Origin of the sequence: Escherichia sp. WS1368, from assembly GCF_046487485.1 — a bacterium.
Classification (GTDB): domain Bacteria; phylum Pseudomonadota; class Gammaproteobacteria; order Enterobacterales; family Enterobacteriaceae; genus Escherichia; species Escherichia coli.
In genome coordinates, this window is sequence record NZ_JBJQJI010000005.1 from 42,164 (window position 1) to 59,858 (window position 17,695).

Genomic DNA, 17,695 nt, shown 5'->3' on the forward strand with positions numbered 1-17,695 from the left:
TAAATTATTCATAGGGAATAGACGCTTACTCATCAGACACCTGGTATTCTTTATCTCAAACCAGCGTGACTGATGTGTAAGCGTTGAAGTAAGGAGGCGATTATCGCGTTATATTCCAGCTGCGTGCCTTCCAGAGCGCAGGCAGCTGCCCCAGCTCGGTAAAGGTGGTGACTTTCGGATGAACGATCGGCTTATTGTGCGGGTCAGCGCAGAAGTAAAACACTTCCATACCGGCATCGATTCCTGATTGCGCACCGGCGCTGGAGTCATCGACCAGAATGCAGTTTTCAACGTTCACATTCATCGCTTTTGCCGCATGGAACATTAACTCCGGGTCGGGCTTCCAACGCTGAATATCGTAGCCGCTGAACAGTTTTTCCGGGAAGTAGTGCAGCATATTGAGCTTACCAAGCGAATGCTGCATTTTGCTGACCGGACCGTTAGAGACGACGCACATCGGCACGTTAATGCTCGCCAGCAATTCGTTCGCTCCTGCGATGTCCGCAAGTTCGGTATCAAACAGACGTGCTACTTCTGCGCGGTAAACGTGCTCGGCATCGGCCTGGACCATCGTCACGCCCTGTTCTTTACTGATGATGTCGATGATTTCGTAGAGTTTTACGCCTTTAAAACGGGTAAAAATCTCTTCCTGGTCAACGTGAATGCCAAATTCCCTGAACATCGTGACATAGGCGCGAGAGCAAATGACCTCGCTATCGACCAGCGTACCGTCGCAGTCGAAAAATACCGCTTCTATCTGGGTCATGTCTTTCCTTTATCGTTAGTTTAACGTTTTCGTCATGCCAATTCGCATCACGCAATCGTTGCCGTATAAGCAAATACAATGAAAAAAAGTTATCTTCAGCCGTCCATATTGTCTCATTTTGGTATACGATAGCGACGGATTTTCCCTCCTTGTTCGGAAATAGATAATGAGTCAACAACACACAACCCAGGCTTCTGGCCAGGGGATGCTGGAACGCGTGTTTAAACTGCGCGAACATGGCACGACGGCACGGACCGAAGTGATCGCCGGTTTTACCACCTTCCTGACGATGGTTTACATCGTTTTTGTTAACCCGCAAATTCTTGGCGTTGCTGGCATGGATACCAGCGCCGTCTTCGTTACTACCTGTCTGATTGCTGCATTCGGCAGTATTATGATGGGACTGTTTGCTAACCTGCCAGTTGCGCTGGCACCTGCTATGGGCCTGAATGCGTTCTTCGCTTTTGTGGTTGTACAGGCGATGGGCTTGCCGTGGCAAGTCGGGATGGGCGCAATCTTCTGGGGCGCGATAGGTCTGCTGTTACTGACGATTTTCCGCGTTCGCTACTGGATGATAGCCAACATTCCGGTGAGTCTGCGTGTGGGCATTACCAGCGGTATCGGCCTGTTTATTGGCATGATGGGACTGAAGAATGCAGGTGTGATTGTCGCTAACCCGGAAACGCTGGTGAGCATCGGTAATCTGACTTCTCACAGCGTACTGCTGGGGATCCTCGGCTTCTTCATCATTGCTATTCTGGCCTCACGCAACATTCACGCGGCGGTGCTGGTTTCCATCGTGGTGACGACGCTGCTGGGCTGGATGCTGGGTGATGTCCACTACAATGGCATCGTTTCTGCGCCGCCGAGCGTAATGACTGTCGTGGGTCATGTAGATTTAGCCGGGTCGTTTAACCTTGGGCTGGCAGGGGTGATTTTCTCTTTCATGCTGGTCAACTTGTTTGACTCCTCCGGTACGCTGATTGGCGTGACAGATAAAGCAGGACTGGCGGATGAAAAAGGTAAATTCCCGCGCATGAAGCAGGCACTGTATGTCGACAGCATCTCTTCCGTGACCGGTTCGTTTATCGGGACTTCTTCTGTTACGGCGTATATCGAGTCTTCTTCCGGCGTTTCCGTTGGGGGGCGTACCGGCCTGACGGCAGTCGTTGTTGGTCTGCTGTTCCTGCTGGTTATCTTCCTGTCGCCGCTGGCGGGGATGGTGCCGGGATATGCCGCAGCTGGCGCGCTGATCTACGTGGGCGTACTGATGACCTCAAGTCTTGCTCGCGTGAACTGGCAGGATCTTACTGAATGTGTTCCGGCGTTTATTACCGCTGTGATGATGCCGTTCAGCTTCTCGATTACCGAAGGTATTGCGCTGGGCTTTATCTCCTACTGCGTGATGAAGATTGGTACCGGACGTCTGCGTGATCTAAGCCCGTGCGTAATCATCGTTGCGCTGCTGTTTATCCTGAAGATTGTGTTTATCGACGCTCACTAAAATCGATAGCGCGTTAAAAACCCGCCATGCATGTTTGCTGGCGGGTTTTTTATTTAGCTCTTAACTCGCTGAATAAACTCACCAAATGCAGTCAATTGCCCGGTCAGGTGGTCCAGCGTACCCTGATCAATCACTTCTCCGGTTTGCGGATCAACTTTGTTCTGAATCACGCCGCCCATAAATTCCGGCTTGTTCATCACCATTGCATCGAGGAAAACCAGAATCTGGCGCAGGTGATACTGACAGCGCGCGCCGCCAATCACGCCCATTGAGCTGGTCTGAATCAACACCGGTTTACCGGCCAGAGGTTGATCCGGCAGGCGGGAAAGCCAGTCGATGGCATTTTTCAGCCCACCCGGTACCGAGTAGTTATATTCCGGCGTGACGATCACCACACCGTCAGCCTGACGGATCTGTTCCGCCAGAGCTTCAACCGTTGCTGGAAAACCTTCTTCCTGCTGTACGTCAGCGTCATACAAGGGAATGTCGGCAATGGAAGGTAACGCATTGACTTCCATGCTCGCCGGAGCAATTTTCGGCAGGGTACGTGCAACCATGCCATTAAATGAGCCTTTGCGCAGGCTCCCCAGTAACGTAACCACCTGCAATTTTTCAGACATGATGACTCCTGTGGTTGTCTATCAATTTGGCGAAAAAGCCTTCACGGTAGAGAGCTGGGCAAAACGCATCATCCGGCTGGTAGGATTGTTGGCGCGGCTGTGAATATCGGGCAGGCTTTTCCAGCCGTGTTTGCCATCTAACTCCCAGACACTGAGCTTTTCAATCGTGGGCGTGACCGCCACGGACCACACCAGCACGTCCTCCGCGTCGCATAACGCTTCTACATGATTTACATGAGCACATTTCAGGCGTCCGGCAATGGGCAGCAGCTGCAGATCGCGCGGATCGTCATTCAAAACATCACCGGTTAGTTTTAGCACGCTTCGGCGCAGCGTGATGAGCTGCGCCCGCGCTTCGTTTGGATCATTTTGTTTACTGATCCATAGCGATTCATTGCTGGAAAAGGTGTGGTTATCGGGCGCGTGTGGACTATGAAACCCGCGCGTCGCACGCTGCAGTTCCATATCGAGGCCACATTCACCTTCGGTTGTTAACGCCACGCCAACCATATTCCCGGCATAGGAAATAGAAAACGAAGGCAAATTTTTATCGCTGAAAACCGGTTTACCTTTCGGCAGGGTGACGATTTCCGGCAATTCGCCAATGCCATACAGCATGAACATCAGTTCTGCGAGTAAACCTCTGGACGCCAGAAAACGGCTTTGACGATGAGGGGGAATGTTTCGGGCTTCTTGATGACACTGGGAGGGGAGACGAACAGAAATCAGATGTCCTTCCGTTAAAATCCCTCGGGCAAAGTGAGTCGCCATTTTTCGCTCCATGCTTAATGGTCCATTATGAATACAAGAGTAATCATTTACTGGAATGATGGACAGACTAAAGCGGCTAAAAGTTCGATTCAGACAAGCTTATTACAACTTTTTTACATTTTATTGTGAAATTGGGTCGCGTTTCATACGATTCGGTTATGCCATCGACGCGTAAAGATGTTTAATGGTTTCCCGTAACCAGACGATCTTCGGATTATGGCTGTTCCGTTTATGCCACAGCAGGGTAAAAGGGACTTCCAGCTTTTTTTGCTGGCTTTCGTCAAACGGGAGAGGAAGAGCAACCAACGGCAGTTGGTGGAGTTGATTGTAGTACTGACAGTAGCGCGGTGCGGTCGCCAGTAGCAGATTGTCGGGCTGTGCTGCCATAAACAGTGACTGCTCGAATTCCGGCAGGCTCATAGCAATCGTGCGTTCGCGCCCCAGCTCCTGTAACACATTGTCCAGCGCCCAGGTATCGCTCTGTTCCCAGCAAATGCTGATATGCGGATAACGTAAAAAGGTGTCCAGATTCCACGTTTCATGCAGTGCCGGATGATCTTTTCGTAACCAGACGCAGGGCACATCACTAAACAGCACTTCATAATCAATGGCTAACGGTAGCGAGCTTAACAGCTCCCGCGAACGGGGATGACTTTCGCGACCGGAAAAACCAATATCCACTTCACCACGAGTAATGGCATCTAAGGAATCGTAATCCCAGTTACGTAATTTGATGGTCGCCTGCGGGTAACGTTGGTAGATCCGTTTCGACAGCGCATTAAGCATGATCATCATCAGCGGCGATTCCGCCGCCAGCTCAAACTTCAGGCCGCGCGGTGTCTGGTGATGCGGTTTATCCAGCAGCAGGTTGCTCATTTGCATCCACTCCGCCAGATTTTGCTCCATGCTGACCATTAGCGGTGTGGGCGACAGCCCCAGCGGTGAGTTCACAAAGAGCGGGTCGTCAAACCACGCTCTTAACTTTGCCAGCGACTTACTCACCGCCGAAGGGGTCACGTTCATCCGCTTCGCCGCTTTGGTCACGCTGCGCTCCTGCATCAGCAGTTGCAGACAGAGCAGCAGATTGAGATCAAGCGTGGTGATGGATTTCTTCATGAGCGGCAACCGGGCGTCCAGGCGCGACGAACATAATCAGCAACAGGCTCACTATGCTACAGGCAATCAGAATCCCGATCAGCATATTCCATGCGCCGATACCAACCACCGCTGCCAGCCAAATCCACAGTGACGAACCGCAAACCTGCGCAATACCTAAGGTCGAGCTGGCTACGCCCGCGCGTAATGAAAACGGCCCTAACGCCTGACTCATCGCTACGCCAAAACCTACCGAGAAACCGGCGCAAATCAGCGTGATACCAAACAGAGAAACCGCATGGGAAGGTGAAACGGCAAGGGTGATGCCCGCCGCCAGGAATAATACCTGCGAGGTGATCATCAACGTACGTGGCTTAAAAATTCCCAGCGCAAATGGCGTGGAGAATGAAACGGTCATGCTGACGCCAGCGGTCAACGCCATAATGGTGGCGTATTCTCCGCGCTCAAAACCCATGATTTCCATCAGCAATACCGGCGACGTGTTGACGAAGGTGAGGATCACCGAAACGCTGAGGGTGGTGATAACAACACGGCTGAGGAAAAACCGGTTAAGCAGCGACTCGCTATTTTCTCGTGGTTTGTCCGAATTTGTGGGGGCCGCAGGGCGCGTTTCTTTTAAAATAAACAAAGACAACATCAGTACCGCGATGCCCATCGTTGCCATCGTCCAGAACAGACTCTGCCACGGGAATTTAAGCATAATCAGGTGTCCGAGCACTGGCGCTAACACCGGAATGATGCAGGTAATGCCGTTGAGTAACGACAGCACTTTAGCCCGACGTCGATCATCCAGTGTGTCGCGTAAAATGGCGAACGCAACCACGTAACAACAGCCCGCGCCCAGCCCCTGTAGAAAGCGCCCTGCAAGAAATAACGTGCTGGTTTCAGCCAGTGAACAGAACACCGAGGCGATAATAAATAGCGCCGCGCCGGGTATGGCGACAGGCTTTCTCCCTGAACGATCGGCCACTTTACCGGCAAATAACATCGCAGCTGCCATGCCCGCCAGATAAACGGAGAACGCAATATGCAACTGCGCTTCGCTGGCATTGAGATCGGCGGCGATGCGCGGTAAACCAACGAGGTACATATCAATCCCGGCGGGATAAAGTAAAACCAGGGCAAAACTACAAATCAAAAAGCGGGACATGGGCTAAAGCGTCCTGATAGTAAGGTGACGCAAAGCATACGTGGTGAAGGAGAATCAGGCGAGTTGCCATTTGGACATAAGTGATTTCCTGACAGGCAATAAGCCAGCGAAATGGCTGGCTTCTTGAAGGGATCAGCCAAATTTAGGTAACACGTTAAAGACGTTACCGAACCAGCATAAAATTACGGTTATACCAAAGAGAATGACAATCGCCGGAATAAGATTGCCGCCCCAGACCGTGAACATCTGATTGGGAAACTTCTTGCGAGCTTTGATTGCCAGCACCGCGGGGATAATGACCGCCCAGATGGTGGCACACAGTCCGGCACCGCCGATCCCGTAAATGAAGCCGTTCGGGAAGATCAGATACAACAACGCAGGTGGCAGGAAGGTTAACAGCACGGTTTTGAAACGCCCGCCGTGGGAGTTATCAATCTTAAACAGATCCGCCAGATAATCGAACAACCCCAGCGTGACACCAAAGAACGAACTGGCAACAGCTAAGTTGGAGAACACCAGCAGGCAAAACTCGATAATGCCGTGCTGTTTGGTGCCGAGGAACGATTTGACCAGCGAATCAACGTTGCCGCCTGAGGAGATTATCGCCTTAAAGCTTTCTCGTGGGATATTCCCCATCGTGCAATAGAGCCAGAAGAGATAAATCACCAGCGCCAGCAGCGAACCGAAGACCACGCTTTTGATTAGCTTATCTTTGCGTTTGCCATAGCAAATAATCAGGCTGGGAATATTGCCGTGGAAACCAAATGACGCCAGACACACCGGCAAAGCCATAAAGATATACGGGAAATAAGATGTACCCGCAGTGGTGCTGGTGGAATCGCGCAGAATGGAGTAATCGACCTGGAAGAAGAAAGAACCAAAAACAATTACAAAGGAGATAATCTTCAGCCCAAGGAACAATGAGGTAATACGACTGGCGGCTAACGAGCTTATCCACAATACGCTGGCAACGAAAATGGCTGTGCAGATCCCGACAATACGTGGATTAGCGTGATAACCCAAATTCATTGATATCGTTTCACTAATGATCGCACCATTAGCAGAGATATAGGCATAAGTGAGGATATAGAGAACGAAGGCAACGGTAATACCGCTGATAATGTTCCAGGTGTTACCGATTAAATCTTTGGTGATGGTGTTAAAACTGGAGCCGACGGGATAATTTAAATTTGCTTCTAATAACAACAACCCGGAATGAAGCATTGAAAACCAGGCAATGATAAGGATAAAGGCACCCCAGAAAAACCAGGCACCGGCAAGATCAACAGGTAAAGCAAACATACCTCCACCAATTACTGTACCTGCTATAACCATAACACCCCAAAATGCAGAGTGCTTTTTTTCAGCTTGATCAGTCATGATGCCACCTTTAGAGGAAGGCTATTTTTGTTATTGAGGATGTAGGGTAAGAGAGTGGCTAACATCCTTATAGCCACTCTGAATGTTTTAATTAAACTTCTTTCAGTTTTGCGGTGAAGTGACGCAATACTTTCGGTTCGTAGGTAAAGGTTAACCCTTTAATATTCGCCGCGTTCTCTTTCACATGTTTAAAGGCTTCAATAATGAAGTCCATATGTGTTTGAGTATATGTTGCACGCGGAATGGTTAAACGCAGCAGTTCAGCCGGGCATGGCAGTTGTTTACCGGTTTTCGGATCGCGGCCTAACAGGAAAGAACCAATTTCTACCGCACGGATACCGGCGACTTTATACAGCTCGCACGCCAGCGCCTGTGCCGGGAACTGGTCTGCCGGGATATGCGGCAGCAGTTTACCGGCATCAACGAATGCCGCGTGACCGCCCGCCTGCTGGCAGACAACGCCAATCTCTTCCAGACCATCGACCAGATACTGTACCTGCGCGATACGATAAGCCAGCCAGTCCAGATTCATGCCGTCATACAGACCTACCGCCAGACGCTCCATCGCGCCGCCTTCCAGGCCGCCATATGTCGGGAAGCCTTCCTGTACCACGCAAAGGGTTCTGCATTCGGTGTACACATCAAAGAAGCTGTCGTCTTTCATGCACAGCAAGCCGCCCATCGGCACCATCGCATCTTTCTTGGCGGACATCGCCAGCATATCGGCATATTTGTAGGTTTCGCGGGTGATCTGCTCGATGGTCCAGTCTTTGTATTCTGCTTCACGCTGCTTGATGAAATAGGCGTTTTCAGCAAAGCGTGCGGAGTCCATTACCACCGGAATATCGTATTTCTTCGCGATGCTGTACATCGCTTTTAAGTTTGCCAGTGAAACCGGCTGACCACCTGCAGAGTTACTGGTGATGGTCGCAACGATATACGGCACGTTATTCGGGCCAACTTCTTCAATGCCGCGTTCTAATCCCTCAAGGTCAAAGTTGCCTTTAAAGTCGTAACGCACGCCCGTATCGAAGGCTTCTTTGATATAGACGTTACGCACGGTACAGCCGTTGATCTGGCTATGGCCCTGCGTGGTATCAAAGAAATAGTTAGAGAACGCCACCATTTTGCTGCGATCCAGGCCTTTTTCCTGCTCGCGTTTTTTAATCAGTACCGGAATATAGATTTGTTCTGCACCACGGCCCTGGTGAGTCGGAATAGTGTATTGATAACCAAAGATATTTTTTACTGACTCGGCTAACGCATAGTAGCTGCGGCTGCCGCTGTAAGCTTCGTCGCCGCGCATCATCGCGGCCTGCATACTCTGCGTCACCGCCCCGGTGCCGCTGTCGGTCAGTAAATCGATAAACACATCTTCGCTATCCAGCAGGAACGGGTTCATACCGGATTTAATAATTGCTTCTTCACGATAAGCGCGAGTGGTACGTTTTACTGGCTCAATAACACGGATGCGGAACGGTTCAGGGAGATGTTTAAAGTTTTCCATTACATAATCCTTCATTTATTTTAATTACAGTGATCCCTGTGAATATTACATCTGCAATATCCATTAATTCGCCAGATATATATGCAAGCACCATCATTTACTAAAACAAGTAAATAAACGAGAGATGGCCTTTGCAAAAGGCAAAATTAAGATATAGCAAACAAATAGATCACATTGAATCTAATCGGTTTGGCTCTGGTGATGGCTACAGAAGGGCAAATCAAGGGCGATGATCAACAATCTTGTTGTCAATATTGAACCATTTTGAGGTCACACATATATGTAAGATATTCATAATGCACTTATCCTCGAAAGACACGAGGCTACAGTATAATACTCAAGAAATTTGTCTATTCTGAAATTGTTTAAATGTGAATCGAATCACAATTAGATATTGGATGTGTTTGTGATAGCTGCCCCATGCAAAATATTAGCAAAAACACATGAATGGATAAATTTTTTAATTTTTATCATTATTGTTGAAGGTGATGGCATTGATTATAGGGGTTCCATTACAAGGAGCGGTTTCCATCGTTGACGTCGCGGTTTACTCACTTCATTACCAGGTTGATGACCTGATGGGGTAATGACGTAAAAAGACAAATAACTCTATAAATGAGCGAAATTTGATAGTTGGTTTTTAAATAGTAACCTTATTATTACTACAACTTTCATATGAATGAGGGGAAAGAAAATGGTTGATAACGTAACTGTTGGCAGTGTATGTGCACAATCTCCTTCTTTCATGCCTGAGTTGGATGGAGGAAAAAATAAAACTCAATTAATCGTTGACGATATAGTGGCGTATCTTAAAAATCCTTCAGTTTATTCACTTGAAAAAGAGGGTCCGTTAAATTATTTTTTTAATAATTGTAGCGAGATTGAACCATGGGTTTTAATTGGTGGTGGACTTATTATTATTGTCTCCACATCTGAGCAAGACCCTGAAAGTCTGATTGTAACTGTGGGGGATATTGAAGGAAAGTATGCTACACAGATTCCCGTACCACCCTCGCTTACAACATCACTCAAAGATATTTTTATTCGTCCTCATACGAACGCAGATGATGAGAGTTTTACTAAAGAGCAGAAAAAAGCTAATAGTAAATATGATATTGTAGATTATAACTGTAAGGTTTATTTTAATGAAAAACCAGAAGATTTAGTCGTGTGCAGGCATATTTCGCTGCAGTATTGTATAGATTCAATGAATGAAAATACAGGTAAAGTTCCATTAAAGGAATGCTATTCAACTCCAGAAGGGATACAGCAACATTTTCCATACGAACTTGATCAGCAATTTGATAATCTAATAAACAATCCACCACCAGGTACATGCGTCGTTGCCAGTGACAAGTTCGGGGAGATATTATCTGTCTTCTTTCACAGAATGGAAAAAGAGAAGTTAACGCATATGGCGGCAATCGTTAAATCTCAAAAACATGCTATGGCCGTCCGCTTGAGGATAAAACAAACGCCTGCCGGAGAAACTGAATATGTTGTATCCTTTTATGATCCTAATGCAACCAATACTGCAGTACGCTATAAAGCAAAAAACTGTGATTCTTTTGGGTCATTACAATCATTTATAAATATTGAGTTGGCGAATATAAAATGGGTAAAAACAGAGATTTGCTCCGAGTGTGTAGGCATAATTCCTTATCTCCCTCGAGAGCAGGCCCATTTATTAAGTGGTATAGACAATGAATTGCAACCACCATTATCACCATCAGCATTATATCTATTAATGCAAATGGGGACGTATGAAAATATTGTTATTTTTTTCGATAAGTTAAGAAATTCCCAAGAAATGACAGTATCAAAGGTTCTTGAGATTCTTGCTGCTAAAGGACCAGGGGGAACATATGGGTTATGTATGTCACTGCAACACGATAATCTTAATAAGATTAATGAATATATAAAAAATTTAAAAGAGTTGGCCAGAAAATTTAACTTTAGCCGGGAAGACCTGGAAACTCTACTCCTTGCGAAAGATAACCGTGGTGTGAGCGCGATTTCTGTAGCTTTATCAAAAAATAAAAAAGAAAGTGTCAAGGTATTGTTCTTGGCGATAGATGAATTTGAGAAAGAGTTTGGGGTAAATAAAAATGAAATGCTTTTTTATATAGGGAAAAAAACATGCTCAACTTATGATTTAAATAGCGCTATTAAAACCAATAATTATAATGTTGTTAATATATTGCTCGCCAATATAAAAGCCCGGATGTTTAAAAATGAAATAAATAAAGAAGATATATTGAAACTGATGGCAGCAAGAGAATGGGCGGGGGAGTCAGACAAATGGACGAAGGCATCAGGCTTATATTCTGCGATAGTGAAAGGGTATACGGAGATTGTTGCCGCCTGGATGGAGACAGCTGATGTGATAGCCAGCCATTATGAAAATGATAAAGATGTGGTGAGAGAACTACTGTCGCTGAGCAGAAATAATGCCGTCTGCTCTTTGCATATTGCAAGCTTTAAGAAAATGAGTAAACAGGTCATTGACGTATATCTGAATGCGGCGATTCGCCTGGCGTTGCAACACGGGTTCACTTTCGATGAAATTGTGGAGCAGTTTACCCGTGACTTTGATGGCAAGCCATTCTCTCATGTGGTAAATAACGGGGATGATATACATATGGGACTCTGGCTGAAAATATTCAAAATTGTGGTTGGTGAAAATGAAAATTACCTTAAAGATGTGATGATGCAGCTGGAAGAAAAGAATAATGAAGGTAAATCTGTAATAAGTCAGGCAAATGGCAATCCTGTACTTAAAGAACTATTCTGGAAAGCAGTAGACGAATTTAACTTTCCGCAAGAGGAGCTTAATAGGTTAAAGCAATATCGTTCTCTGTAAAGACAGGACTGCAAGGTGTTTAAAGTCGCTCCAGCCAGTAGCAAATGCAGTTTTGGTGCAGGATGCTCATAAAAAAACAAGCGCTGTTCCGTTCTGATAGTTAGTTTACCCAGAGCGGAACAGTGCCCTTTATATCAATTTAGACGACTTACTTACCAATACAGAAGCTGGAGAAAATCCGCCCCAGCAGGTCGTCAGAGGTAAACTCCCCGGTGATCTCGCTTAAGTTCTGCTGCGCCAGGCGCAGCTCTTCCGCCAGCAATTCACCTGCCCATGCACCCAACAGTTGTGCTTTGCCCTGTTGCAGATGCTCCGCCGCTTGTTCCAGCGCCTGTAGGTGACGACGACGCGCCAGGAAGCCGCCTTCCATGTTGGTGTCAAAGCCCATGCTCTGTTTGAGATGGTTACGCAGCACGTCCACGCCTTCGCCAGTCCTTGCCGAGAGACGAATCAACGCATGACCGTTCACTTCACTCATTCCCAGCGTTTCGCCGGTGATATCGGCTTTATTGCGCACCACGGTGATCGGCAGTTTCGCGGGCAGACGGGCGATAAATTCCGGCCAGATCTCTGCCGGATCAACGGCGTCTGTCGTGGTGCCATCGACCATAAACAGCACGCGGTCGGCCTGTTCAATTTCCTGCCACGCGCGCTCGATACCAATACGTTCTACTTCGTCACTGGCTTCACGTAGTCCGGCGGTATCGATGATATGCAGCGGCATTCCGTCAATGTGGATATGCTCACGCAGCACGTCACGCGTGGTTCCGGCGATATCGGTTACGATTGCCGCTTCACGGCCCGCCAGCGCGTTTAACAGGCTCGATTTACCGGCGTTAGGACGTCCAGCAATCACTACTTTCATCCCTTCGCGCAACAAACTACCCTGACGTGCTTCAGCACGCACTGCATCAAGATCGGCAATTACGTCATTGAGCTGGGCTTCAATTTTGCCGTCGGAGAGGAAATCGATCTCTTCATCAGGGAAATCAATTGCCGCTTCGACGTAAATGCGCAAGTGGGTGAGGGCTTCCACCAGATGGTTGACCCGTGCGGAGAATGCGCCTTGCAGCGAGTTTAGCGCCGAACGGGCCGCCTGTTCCGAGCTGGCGTCGATAAGATCCGCAATCGCCTCAGCCTGGGCTAAGTCGAGTTTATCGTTAAGAAACGCGCGTTCGGAAAACTCACCAGGGCGGGCAATCCGCAGGCCGGGAATGGTCAGAATGCGTTTTAACAGCAGGTCGAGGATCACCGGACCGCCATGACCCTGCAGTTCAAGCACATCTTCGCCGGTGAACGAGTTCGGGCCAGGGAACCATAGCGCAATCCCCTGATCGAGCACGCTGCCGTCGGCGTCTTTAAACGGAAGATAATCGGCGTAGCGCGGCTTAGGCAGTTTACCCAGCACGGTTTCGGCAACTTCACGGGCTTTGAGGCCGGAGATGCGCAGGATGCCAACGCCGCCACGTCCCGGAGGCGTGGCCTGGGCTACGATAGTGTCATTATCGCTCATGATGTTCCTGTTGCTTTGTGTGGCGGATGCGCGGTGCTTATCCGCCCTACGAAAAGAAAAAAGGCGGTCAACTGACCGCCCTTATTTTAGCGAAAACTCACCGAATCAGGATTTTTTCTTCTCGCGGCTATGCAGGCCACGTTTTTCCAGACCACGGTAAATCAGCTGCTGCTGAATAATGGTTACCAGGTTGCTGACGATATAGTACAGCACCAGACCTGACGGGAACCACAGGAAGAACACGGTGAAGATGACCGGCATAAAGGTCATGATCTTCTGCTGCATCGGGTCGGTCACGGTGGTCGGCGACATCTTCTGAATGAAGAACATCGTTACGCCCATCAGGATCGGCAGGATGTAGTACGGGTCCTGTGCAGACAGGTCGTGGATCCACAGTGCAAACGGTGCCTGACGCAATTCAACGGAACCCATCAGCATGTAGTACAACGCCAGGAAGATTGGCATCTGGATCAGCAGCGGGAAGCAGCCGCCCAGCGGGTTAACCTTCTCAGCTTTGTACAGCGCCATCATTTCCTGACTGATACGCTGTTTGTCATCGCCCAGACGCTCACGCATTGCCTGAATCTTCGGCTGCAGCATACGCATCTTCGCCATGGAGGTGTACTGCGCTTTGGTCAGCGGGTACATGATGCCACGAACGATAAAGGTGATGATGATAATGGAGAAGCCCCAGTTACCCACAAAGCTATGGATCCATTTCAGCAGTTTGAACAGCGGCTGAGAGATGAACCACAACCAACCGTAATCAACGGTCAGATCCAGGTGCGGAGCAACAGCTGCCATTTTGTCCTGGATTTCCGGGCCAACCCACAGGGTGCTGTTCATCGCGCCAGTCTGACCAGGCTGAACCAGTACCGGTTGAGACTTGTAGCCGATAGCGGCGATGCCGTTACCCAGATTAGCGGTATAGAAGTTATTGGTACCGTCGTTATGCGGGATCCACGCCGTCGCGAAATACTGTTGCAGCATTGCCACCCAACCACCTTTCGAAGAGATGTTCAGGTTTTCGTTATCGGCAATGGTATCGAACTTGTATTTCTCGTACTTCTCGTCAGGCGTGGAGTACGCCGCGCCACGGAAGGTGTGCAGTGCGAAGTTGCTGCTTCCGGTATCGAGATGCGGTGGCAGAGTGATGGATTGCTTCAACTGACCAAAGGTGGAGATCTCCAGCGGTTTCTCGCCAGCGTTCTGCACGTTGTAGTTGACGTTGACAGCGTAATCACCACGTTTCAGGACAAACGTTTTGGTAAACGTGTTGCCTGCCGCGTCGGTATACGTCATCGGCACCTGCAGTTCGTTTTGACCTTCAGCCAGCACATAAGCGTCTTTTTCAACGTTATACAGCGGACGCGGGCCGTTAGCCGGATTATCCGGGCCATCACGACCGGTCAGACCGCTCTGTGCCTGATAAATAAACTGCGGTGAAGTTTCCAGCAGCTGGAACGGCTGGGTAGAGTTCAGCTCTTTCGGGTAAGCAGGCAGCAGAGCTTGCTCAACATCACCACCACGGGTGTTGATGGTCAGATCAAGCACGTCGGTCTTAACCGAGATCAGTTTCCCCTGGCCACTGGCCGGTACGCCCTGGTCGGCGGCGCTACCCGCTGCGGTGGTCGTTGTCTGCGTGGTCTGTTGGGCCTGAGGTTGCGGGTTTTTATCCTGCTCCCAGGCTTGCCAGATCATGAAAGACACGAACAGCAAAGCGATGACTAAAAGATTGCGTTGCGAATCCATCGTTAGTGTTCTCTGGTATCAAATGGTCCGGGCGGGACGGGATCGTCACCACCAGGGTGTAAAGGGTGGCATTTTAATACGCGTTTCACCGTCAACCAACTGCCTTTTATCACTCCAAACCTGCGCAATGCCTCAATTCCGTAGCTTGAACAGGTTGGAGTGAAACGACAATGCGGCCCGAGTAGCGGACTAATCAGGCGTTGATAGACCCGAATGAGGGCTATCAGGACCCGCGAGCCAGGCGACAGTGGCGGCGCCATAATTTTTCCAACGCTTCCGAGAGAGCACGGTTATCGAGGTCGGCAACCCCTTTTTTCGCCACCACCACGAAATCCATAGCCGGGAGTTCATGTTGGCGCAGACGGAAGCTTTCACGCGTCAGACGTTTAATCCGATTGCGTTCATGGGCGCGTCGAACGTTTTTCTTGGCGACTGTAAGACCGATACGGGGATGCCCCAGCGAATTCAGGCGGCCGAGAATGGTAATTTGCGGCGTGCCAGCCCGTTGTGGCTGCTGGAAGACGAATGTGAATTGACTGGGAGTTAACAAGCGTAACTCCCTGGGAAATGCGAGCTTAACCACTCAGGGGTTAGCTTTATTACTTAGAAACGGTCAGACGAGCGCGGCCTTTAGCACGACGACGTGCCAGAACCTGACGACCATTTTTAGTAGCCATACGAGCACGGAAGCCGTGAGAACGGTTGCGCTTCAGTACAGACGGTTGAAAAGTGCGTTTCATGGCGATTTCTACCTAAACTTGAATAAATTCAATGGCTTTATTGGATATCCGCCGAAAAATGAAACGATGGACACCGAAGCCATGGGTGATTAAAGAGGCCGGATTGTAATAATTGTACACTCCGGAGTCAATTCTCTTTCCTTATTTACCGCGCTTTTCCGCACCTTTTCGCAGGGAAAATGTACGACCTCACACCAGTGAAAACCAGCATGGCGCGCCGGGTGGAGGATTATACGGGCTGACGGGTAAAGCGCAAGGATCGTCCTGGATCTTTATTAGATCGATTAAGCCAATTTTTGTCTATGGTCATTAAATTTTCCAATATGCGGCGTAAATCGTGCCCGCCTCGCGGCAGGATCGTTTACACTTAGCGAGTTCTGGAAAGTCCTGTGGATAAATCGGGAAAATCTGTGAGAAACAGAAGATCTCTTGCGCAGTTTAGGCTATGATCCGCGGTCCCGATCGTTTTGCAGGATCTTGATCGGGCATATAACCGCAGACAGCGGTTCGTGCGTCACCCTCATGCAGGGTCTTTTCGACGTACGTCAACAATCATGAATGTTTCAGCCTTAGTCATTATCGACTTTTGTTCGAGTGGAGTCCGCCGTGTCACTTTCGCTTTGGCAGCAGTGTCTTGCCCGATTGCAGGATGAGTTACCAGCCACAGAATTCAGTATGTGGATACGCCCATTGCAGGCGGAACTGAGCGATAACACGCTGGCCCTGTACGCGCCAAATCGTTTTGTCCTCGATTGGGTACGGGACAAGTACCTTAATAATATCAATGGACTGCTAACCAGTTTCTGCGGAGCGGATGCCCCACAGCTGCGTTTTGAAGTCGGCACCAAACCGGTGACGCAAACGCCACAAGCGGCAGTGACGAGCAACGTCGCGGCCCCTGCACAGGTGGCGCAAACGCAGCCGCAACGTGCTGCGCCTTCTACGCGCTCAGGTTGGGATAACGTCCCGGCCCCGGCAGAACCGACCTATCGTTCTAACGTAAACGTCAAACACACGTTTGATAACTTCGTTGAAGGTAAATCTAACCAACTGGCGCGCGCGGCGGCTCGCCAGGTGGCAGATAACCCTGGCGGTGCCTATAACCCGTTGTTCCTTTATGGCGGCACGGGTCTGGGTAAAACTCACCTGCTGCATGCGGTGGGTAACGGCATTATGGCGCGCAAGCCGAATGCCAAAGTGGTTTATATGCACTCCGAGCGCTTTGTTCAGGACATGGTTAAAGCCCTGCAAAACAACGCGATCGAAGAGTTTAAACGCTACTACCGTTCCGTAGATGCACTGCTGATCGACGATATTCAGTTTTTTGCTAATAAAGAACGATCTCAGGAAGAGTTTTTCCACACCTTCAACGCCCTGCTGGAAGGTAATCAACAGATCATTCTCACCTCGGATCGCTATCCGAAAGAGATCAACGGCGTTGAGGATCGTTTGAAATCCCGCTTCGGCTGGGGGCTGACTGTGGCGATCGAACCGCCAGAGCTGGAAACCCGCGTGGCGATCCTGATGAAAAAGGCCGACGAAAACGACATTCGTTTGCCGGGCGAAGTGGCGTTCTTTATCGCCAAGCGTCTACGATCTAACGTACGTGAGCTGGAAGGCGCGCTGAACCGCGTTATTGCTAACGCCAACTTTACCGGACGGGCGATCACCATCGACTTCGTGCGTGAGGCGCTGCGCGACTTGCTGGCATTGCAGGAAAAACTGGTCACCATCGACAATATTCAGAAGACGGTGGCGGAGTACTACAAGATCAAAGTCGCGGATCTCCTTTCCAAGCGTCGATCCCGCTCGGTGGCGCGTCCGCGCCAGATGGCGATGGCGCTGGCGAAAGAGCTGACTAACCACAGTCTGCCGGAGATTGGCGATGCGTTTGGTGGCCGTGACCACACGACGGTGCTTCATGCCTGCCGTAAGATCGAGCAGCTGCGTGAAGAGAGCCACGATATCAAAGAAGATTTTTCCAATTTAATCAGAACATTGTCATCGTAAACC

Annotated in this window: 17 protein-coding genes; 3 read left to right on the forward strand and 14 right to left on the reverse strand. The window is 49.3% G+C overall.

From position 1 onward, the window contains the following. Nucleotides 1–100 precede the first annotated feature (100 nt). The gene (yieH, locus tag ACJHYD_RS12495; protein WP_001551928.1) at nt 101–766 is read right to left on the reverse strand and encodes a 6-phosphogluconate phosphatase; all 666 of its coding nucleotides are present in this window, start codon (nt 764–766) and stop codon (nt 101–103) included. A 166-nt stretch (nt 767–932) separates the two neighbouring features. Between yieH and adeP the strand changes: the two genes are divergently transcribed. After that, nucleotides 933–2,270: an adenine permease AdeP gene (adeP, locus tag ACJHYD_RS12500; protein ID WP_001316740.1), complete on the forward strand. Its 1,338-nt coding sequence runs from the start codon at nt 933–935 to the stop codon at nt 2,268–2,270. A gap of 53 nt (nt 2,271–2,323) precedes the next feature. On the opposite strand, the gene yieF is transcribed toward adeP, so the two are convergent. The 7 genes from yieF to tnaC all read right to left on the reverse strand — a co-directional run bounded on the left by yieF (nt 2,324) and on the right by tnaC (nt 9,109). Continuing rightward, the gene (gene yieF / locus ACJHYD_RS12505; RefSeq protein WP_001551926.1) at nt 2,324–2,890 is read right to left on the reverse strand and encodes a class I chromate reductase YieF; all 567 of its coding nucleotides are present in this window, start codon (nt 2,888–2,890) and stop codon (nt 2,324–2,326) included. 21 nt (nt 2,891–2,911) lie between these two features. After that, nucleotides 2,912–3,661, reverse strand: coding sequence for a 4'-phosphopantetheinyl transferase family protein (locus ACJHYD_RS12510; protein ID WP_001296581.1), 750 nt, complete (start codon nt 3,659–3,661; stop codon nt 2,912–2,914). A 156-nt stretch (nt 3,662–3,817) separates the two neighbouring features. After that, nucleotides 3,818–4,777 (reverse strand): HTH-type transcriptional regulator YidZ, encoded by a 960-nt coding sequence (gene yidZ / locus ACJHYD_RS12515; RefSeq protein ID WP_001309861.1) that lies wholly within the window; start codon nt 4,775–4,777, stop codon nt 3,818–3,820. Next, entirely contained in the window at nt 4,752–5,927 is a 1,176-nt protein-coding gene (gene mdtL / locus ACJHYD_RS12520; protein WP_000086009.1) for a multidrug efflux MFS transporter MdtL, read from the reverse strand. Before mdtL ends, yidZ begins: the two co-directional genes overlap by 26 nt. A 132-nt stretch (nt 5,928–6,059) precedes the next feature. Then, on the reverse strand, nt 6,060–7,307 hold the full coding sequence (gene tnaB / locus ACJHYD_RS12525; protein ID WP_001551923.1) for a low affinity tryptophan permease TnaB: 1,248 nt from the start codon (nt 7,305–7,307) through the stop codon (nt 6,060–6,062). A gap of 91 nt (nt 7,308–7,398) precedes the next feature. Further along, nucleotides 7,399–8,814, reverse strand: a complete 1,416-nt coding sequence (gene tnaA / locus ACJHYD_RS12530) for a tryptophanase (RefSeq protein ID WP_001295247.1) — start codon at nt 8,812–8,814, stop codon at nt 7,399–7,401. Between the two features lie 220 nt (nt 8,815–9,034). Further along, on the reverse strand, nt 9,035–9,109 hold the full coding sequence (gene tnaC / locus ACJHYD_RS12535) for a tryptophanase leader peptide (RefSeq protein WP_001364348.1): 75 nt from the start codon (nt 9,107–9,109) through the stop codon (nt 9,035–9,037). A gap of 399 nt (nt 9,110–9,508) precedes the next feature. On the opposite strand from tnaC, the gene ACJHYD_RS12540 reads away from it, so the two are divergent. Next, nucleotides 9,509–11,677 carry a ShET2/EspL2 family type III secretion system effector toxin gene (locus ACJHYD_RS12540; protein WP_001551921.1) on the forward strand — a complete coding sequence of 723 codons (2,169 nt, stop codon included), beginning with the start codon at nt 9,509–9,511 and terminating at the stop codon, nt 11,675–11,677. A gap of 148 nt (nt 11,678–11,825) precedes the next feature. On the opposite strand, the gene mnmE is transcribed toward ACJHYD_RS12540, so the two are convergent. The 6 genes from mnmE to ACJHYD_RS12570 form a co-directional block, all read right to left on the reverse strand. Continuing rightward, a complete protein-coding gene (gene mnmE / locus ACJHYD_RS12545) occupies nt 11,826–13,190 on the reverse strand; it encodes a tRNA uridine-5-carboxymethylaminomethyl(34) synthesis GTPase MnmE (RefSeq protein ID WP_001282361.1) in 1,365 nt (454 codons plus the stop codon). 105 nt (nt 13,191–13,295) lie between these two features. After that, on the reverse strand, nt 13,296–14,942 hold the full coding sequence (gene yidC, locus ACJHYD_RS12550) for a membrane protein insertase YidC (protein WP_000378258.1): 1,647 nt from the start codon (nt 14,940–14,942) through the stop codon (nt 13,296–13,298). Between the two features lie 2 nt (nt 14,943–14,944). Continuing rightward, a complete protein-coding gene (gene yidD / locus ACJHYD_RS12555; RefSeq protein ID WP_001307474.1) occupies nt 14,945–15,202 on the reverse strand; it encodes a membrane protein insertion efficiency factor YidD in 258 nt (85 codons plus the stop codon). After that, entirely contained in the window at nt 15,166–15,525 is a 360-nt protein-coding gene (gene rnpA, locus ACJHYD_RS12560) for a ribonuclease P protein component (protein WP_000239730.1), read from the reverse strand. Before rnpA ends, yidD begins: the two co-directional genes overlap by 37 nt. Before the next feature lie 16 nt (nt 15,526–15,541). Further along, on the reverse strand, nt 15,542–15,682 hold the full coding sequence (rpmH, locus tag ACJHYD_RS12565; RefSeq protein WP_000831330.1) for a 50S ribosomal protein L34: 141 nt from the start codon (nt 15,680–15,682) through the stop codon (nt 15,542–15,544). A 229-nt stretch (nt 15,683–15,911) separates the two neighbouring features. Next, nucleotides 15,912–15,992, reverse strand: a complete 81-nt coding sequence (locus tag ACJHYD_RS12570; RefSeq protein ID WP_122134670.1) for a hypothetical protein — start codon at nt 15,990–15,992, stop codon at nt 15,912–15,914. Nucleotides 15,993–16,288: 296 nt separating this feature from the next. Between ACJHYD_RS12570 and dnaA the strand changes: the two genes are divergently transcribed. After that, a complete protein-coding gene (dnaA, locus tag ACJHYD_RS12575) occupies nt 16,289–17,692 on the forward strand; it encodes a chromosomal replication initiator protein DnaA (protein WP_000059111.1) in 1,404 nt (467 codons plus the stop codon). Nucleotides 17,693–17,695: the final 3 nt, after the last annotated feature.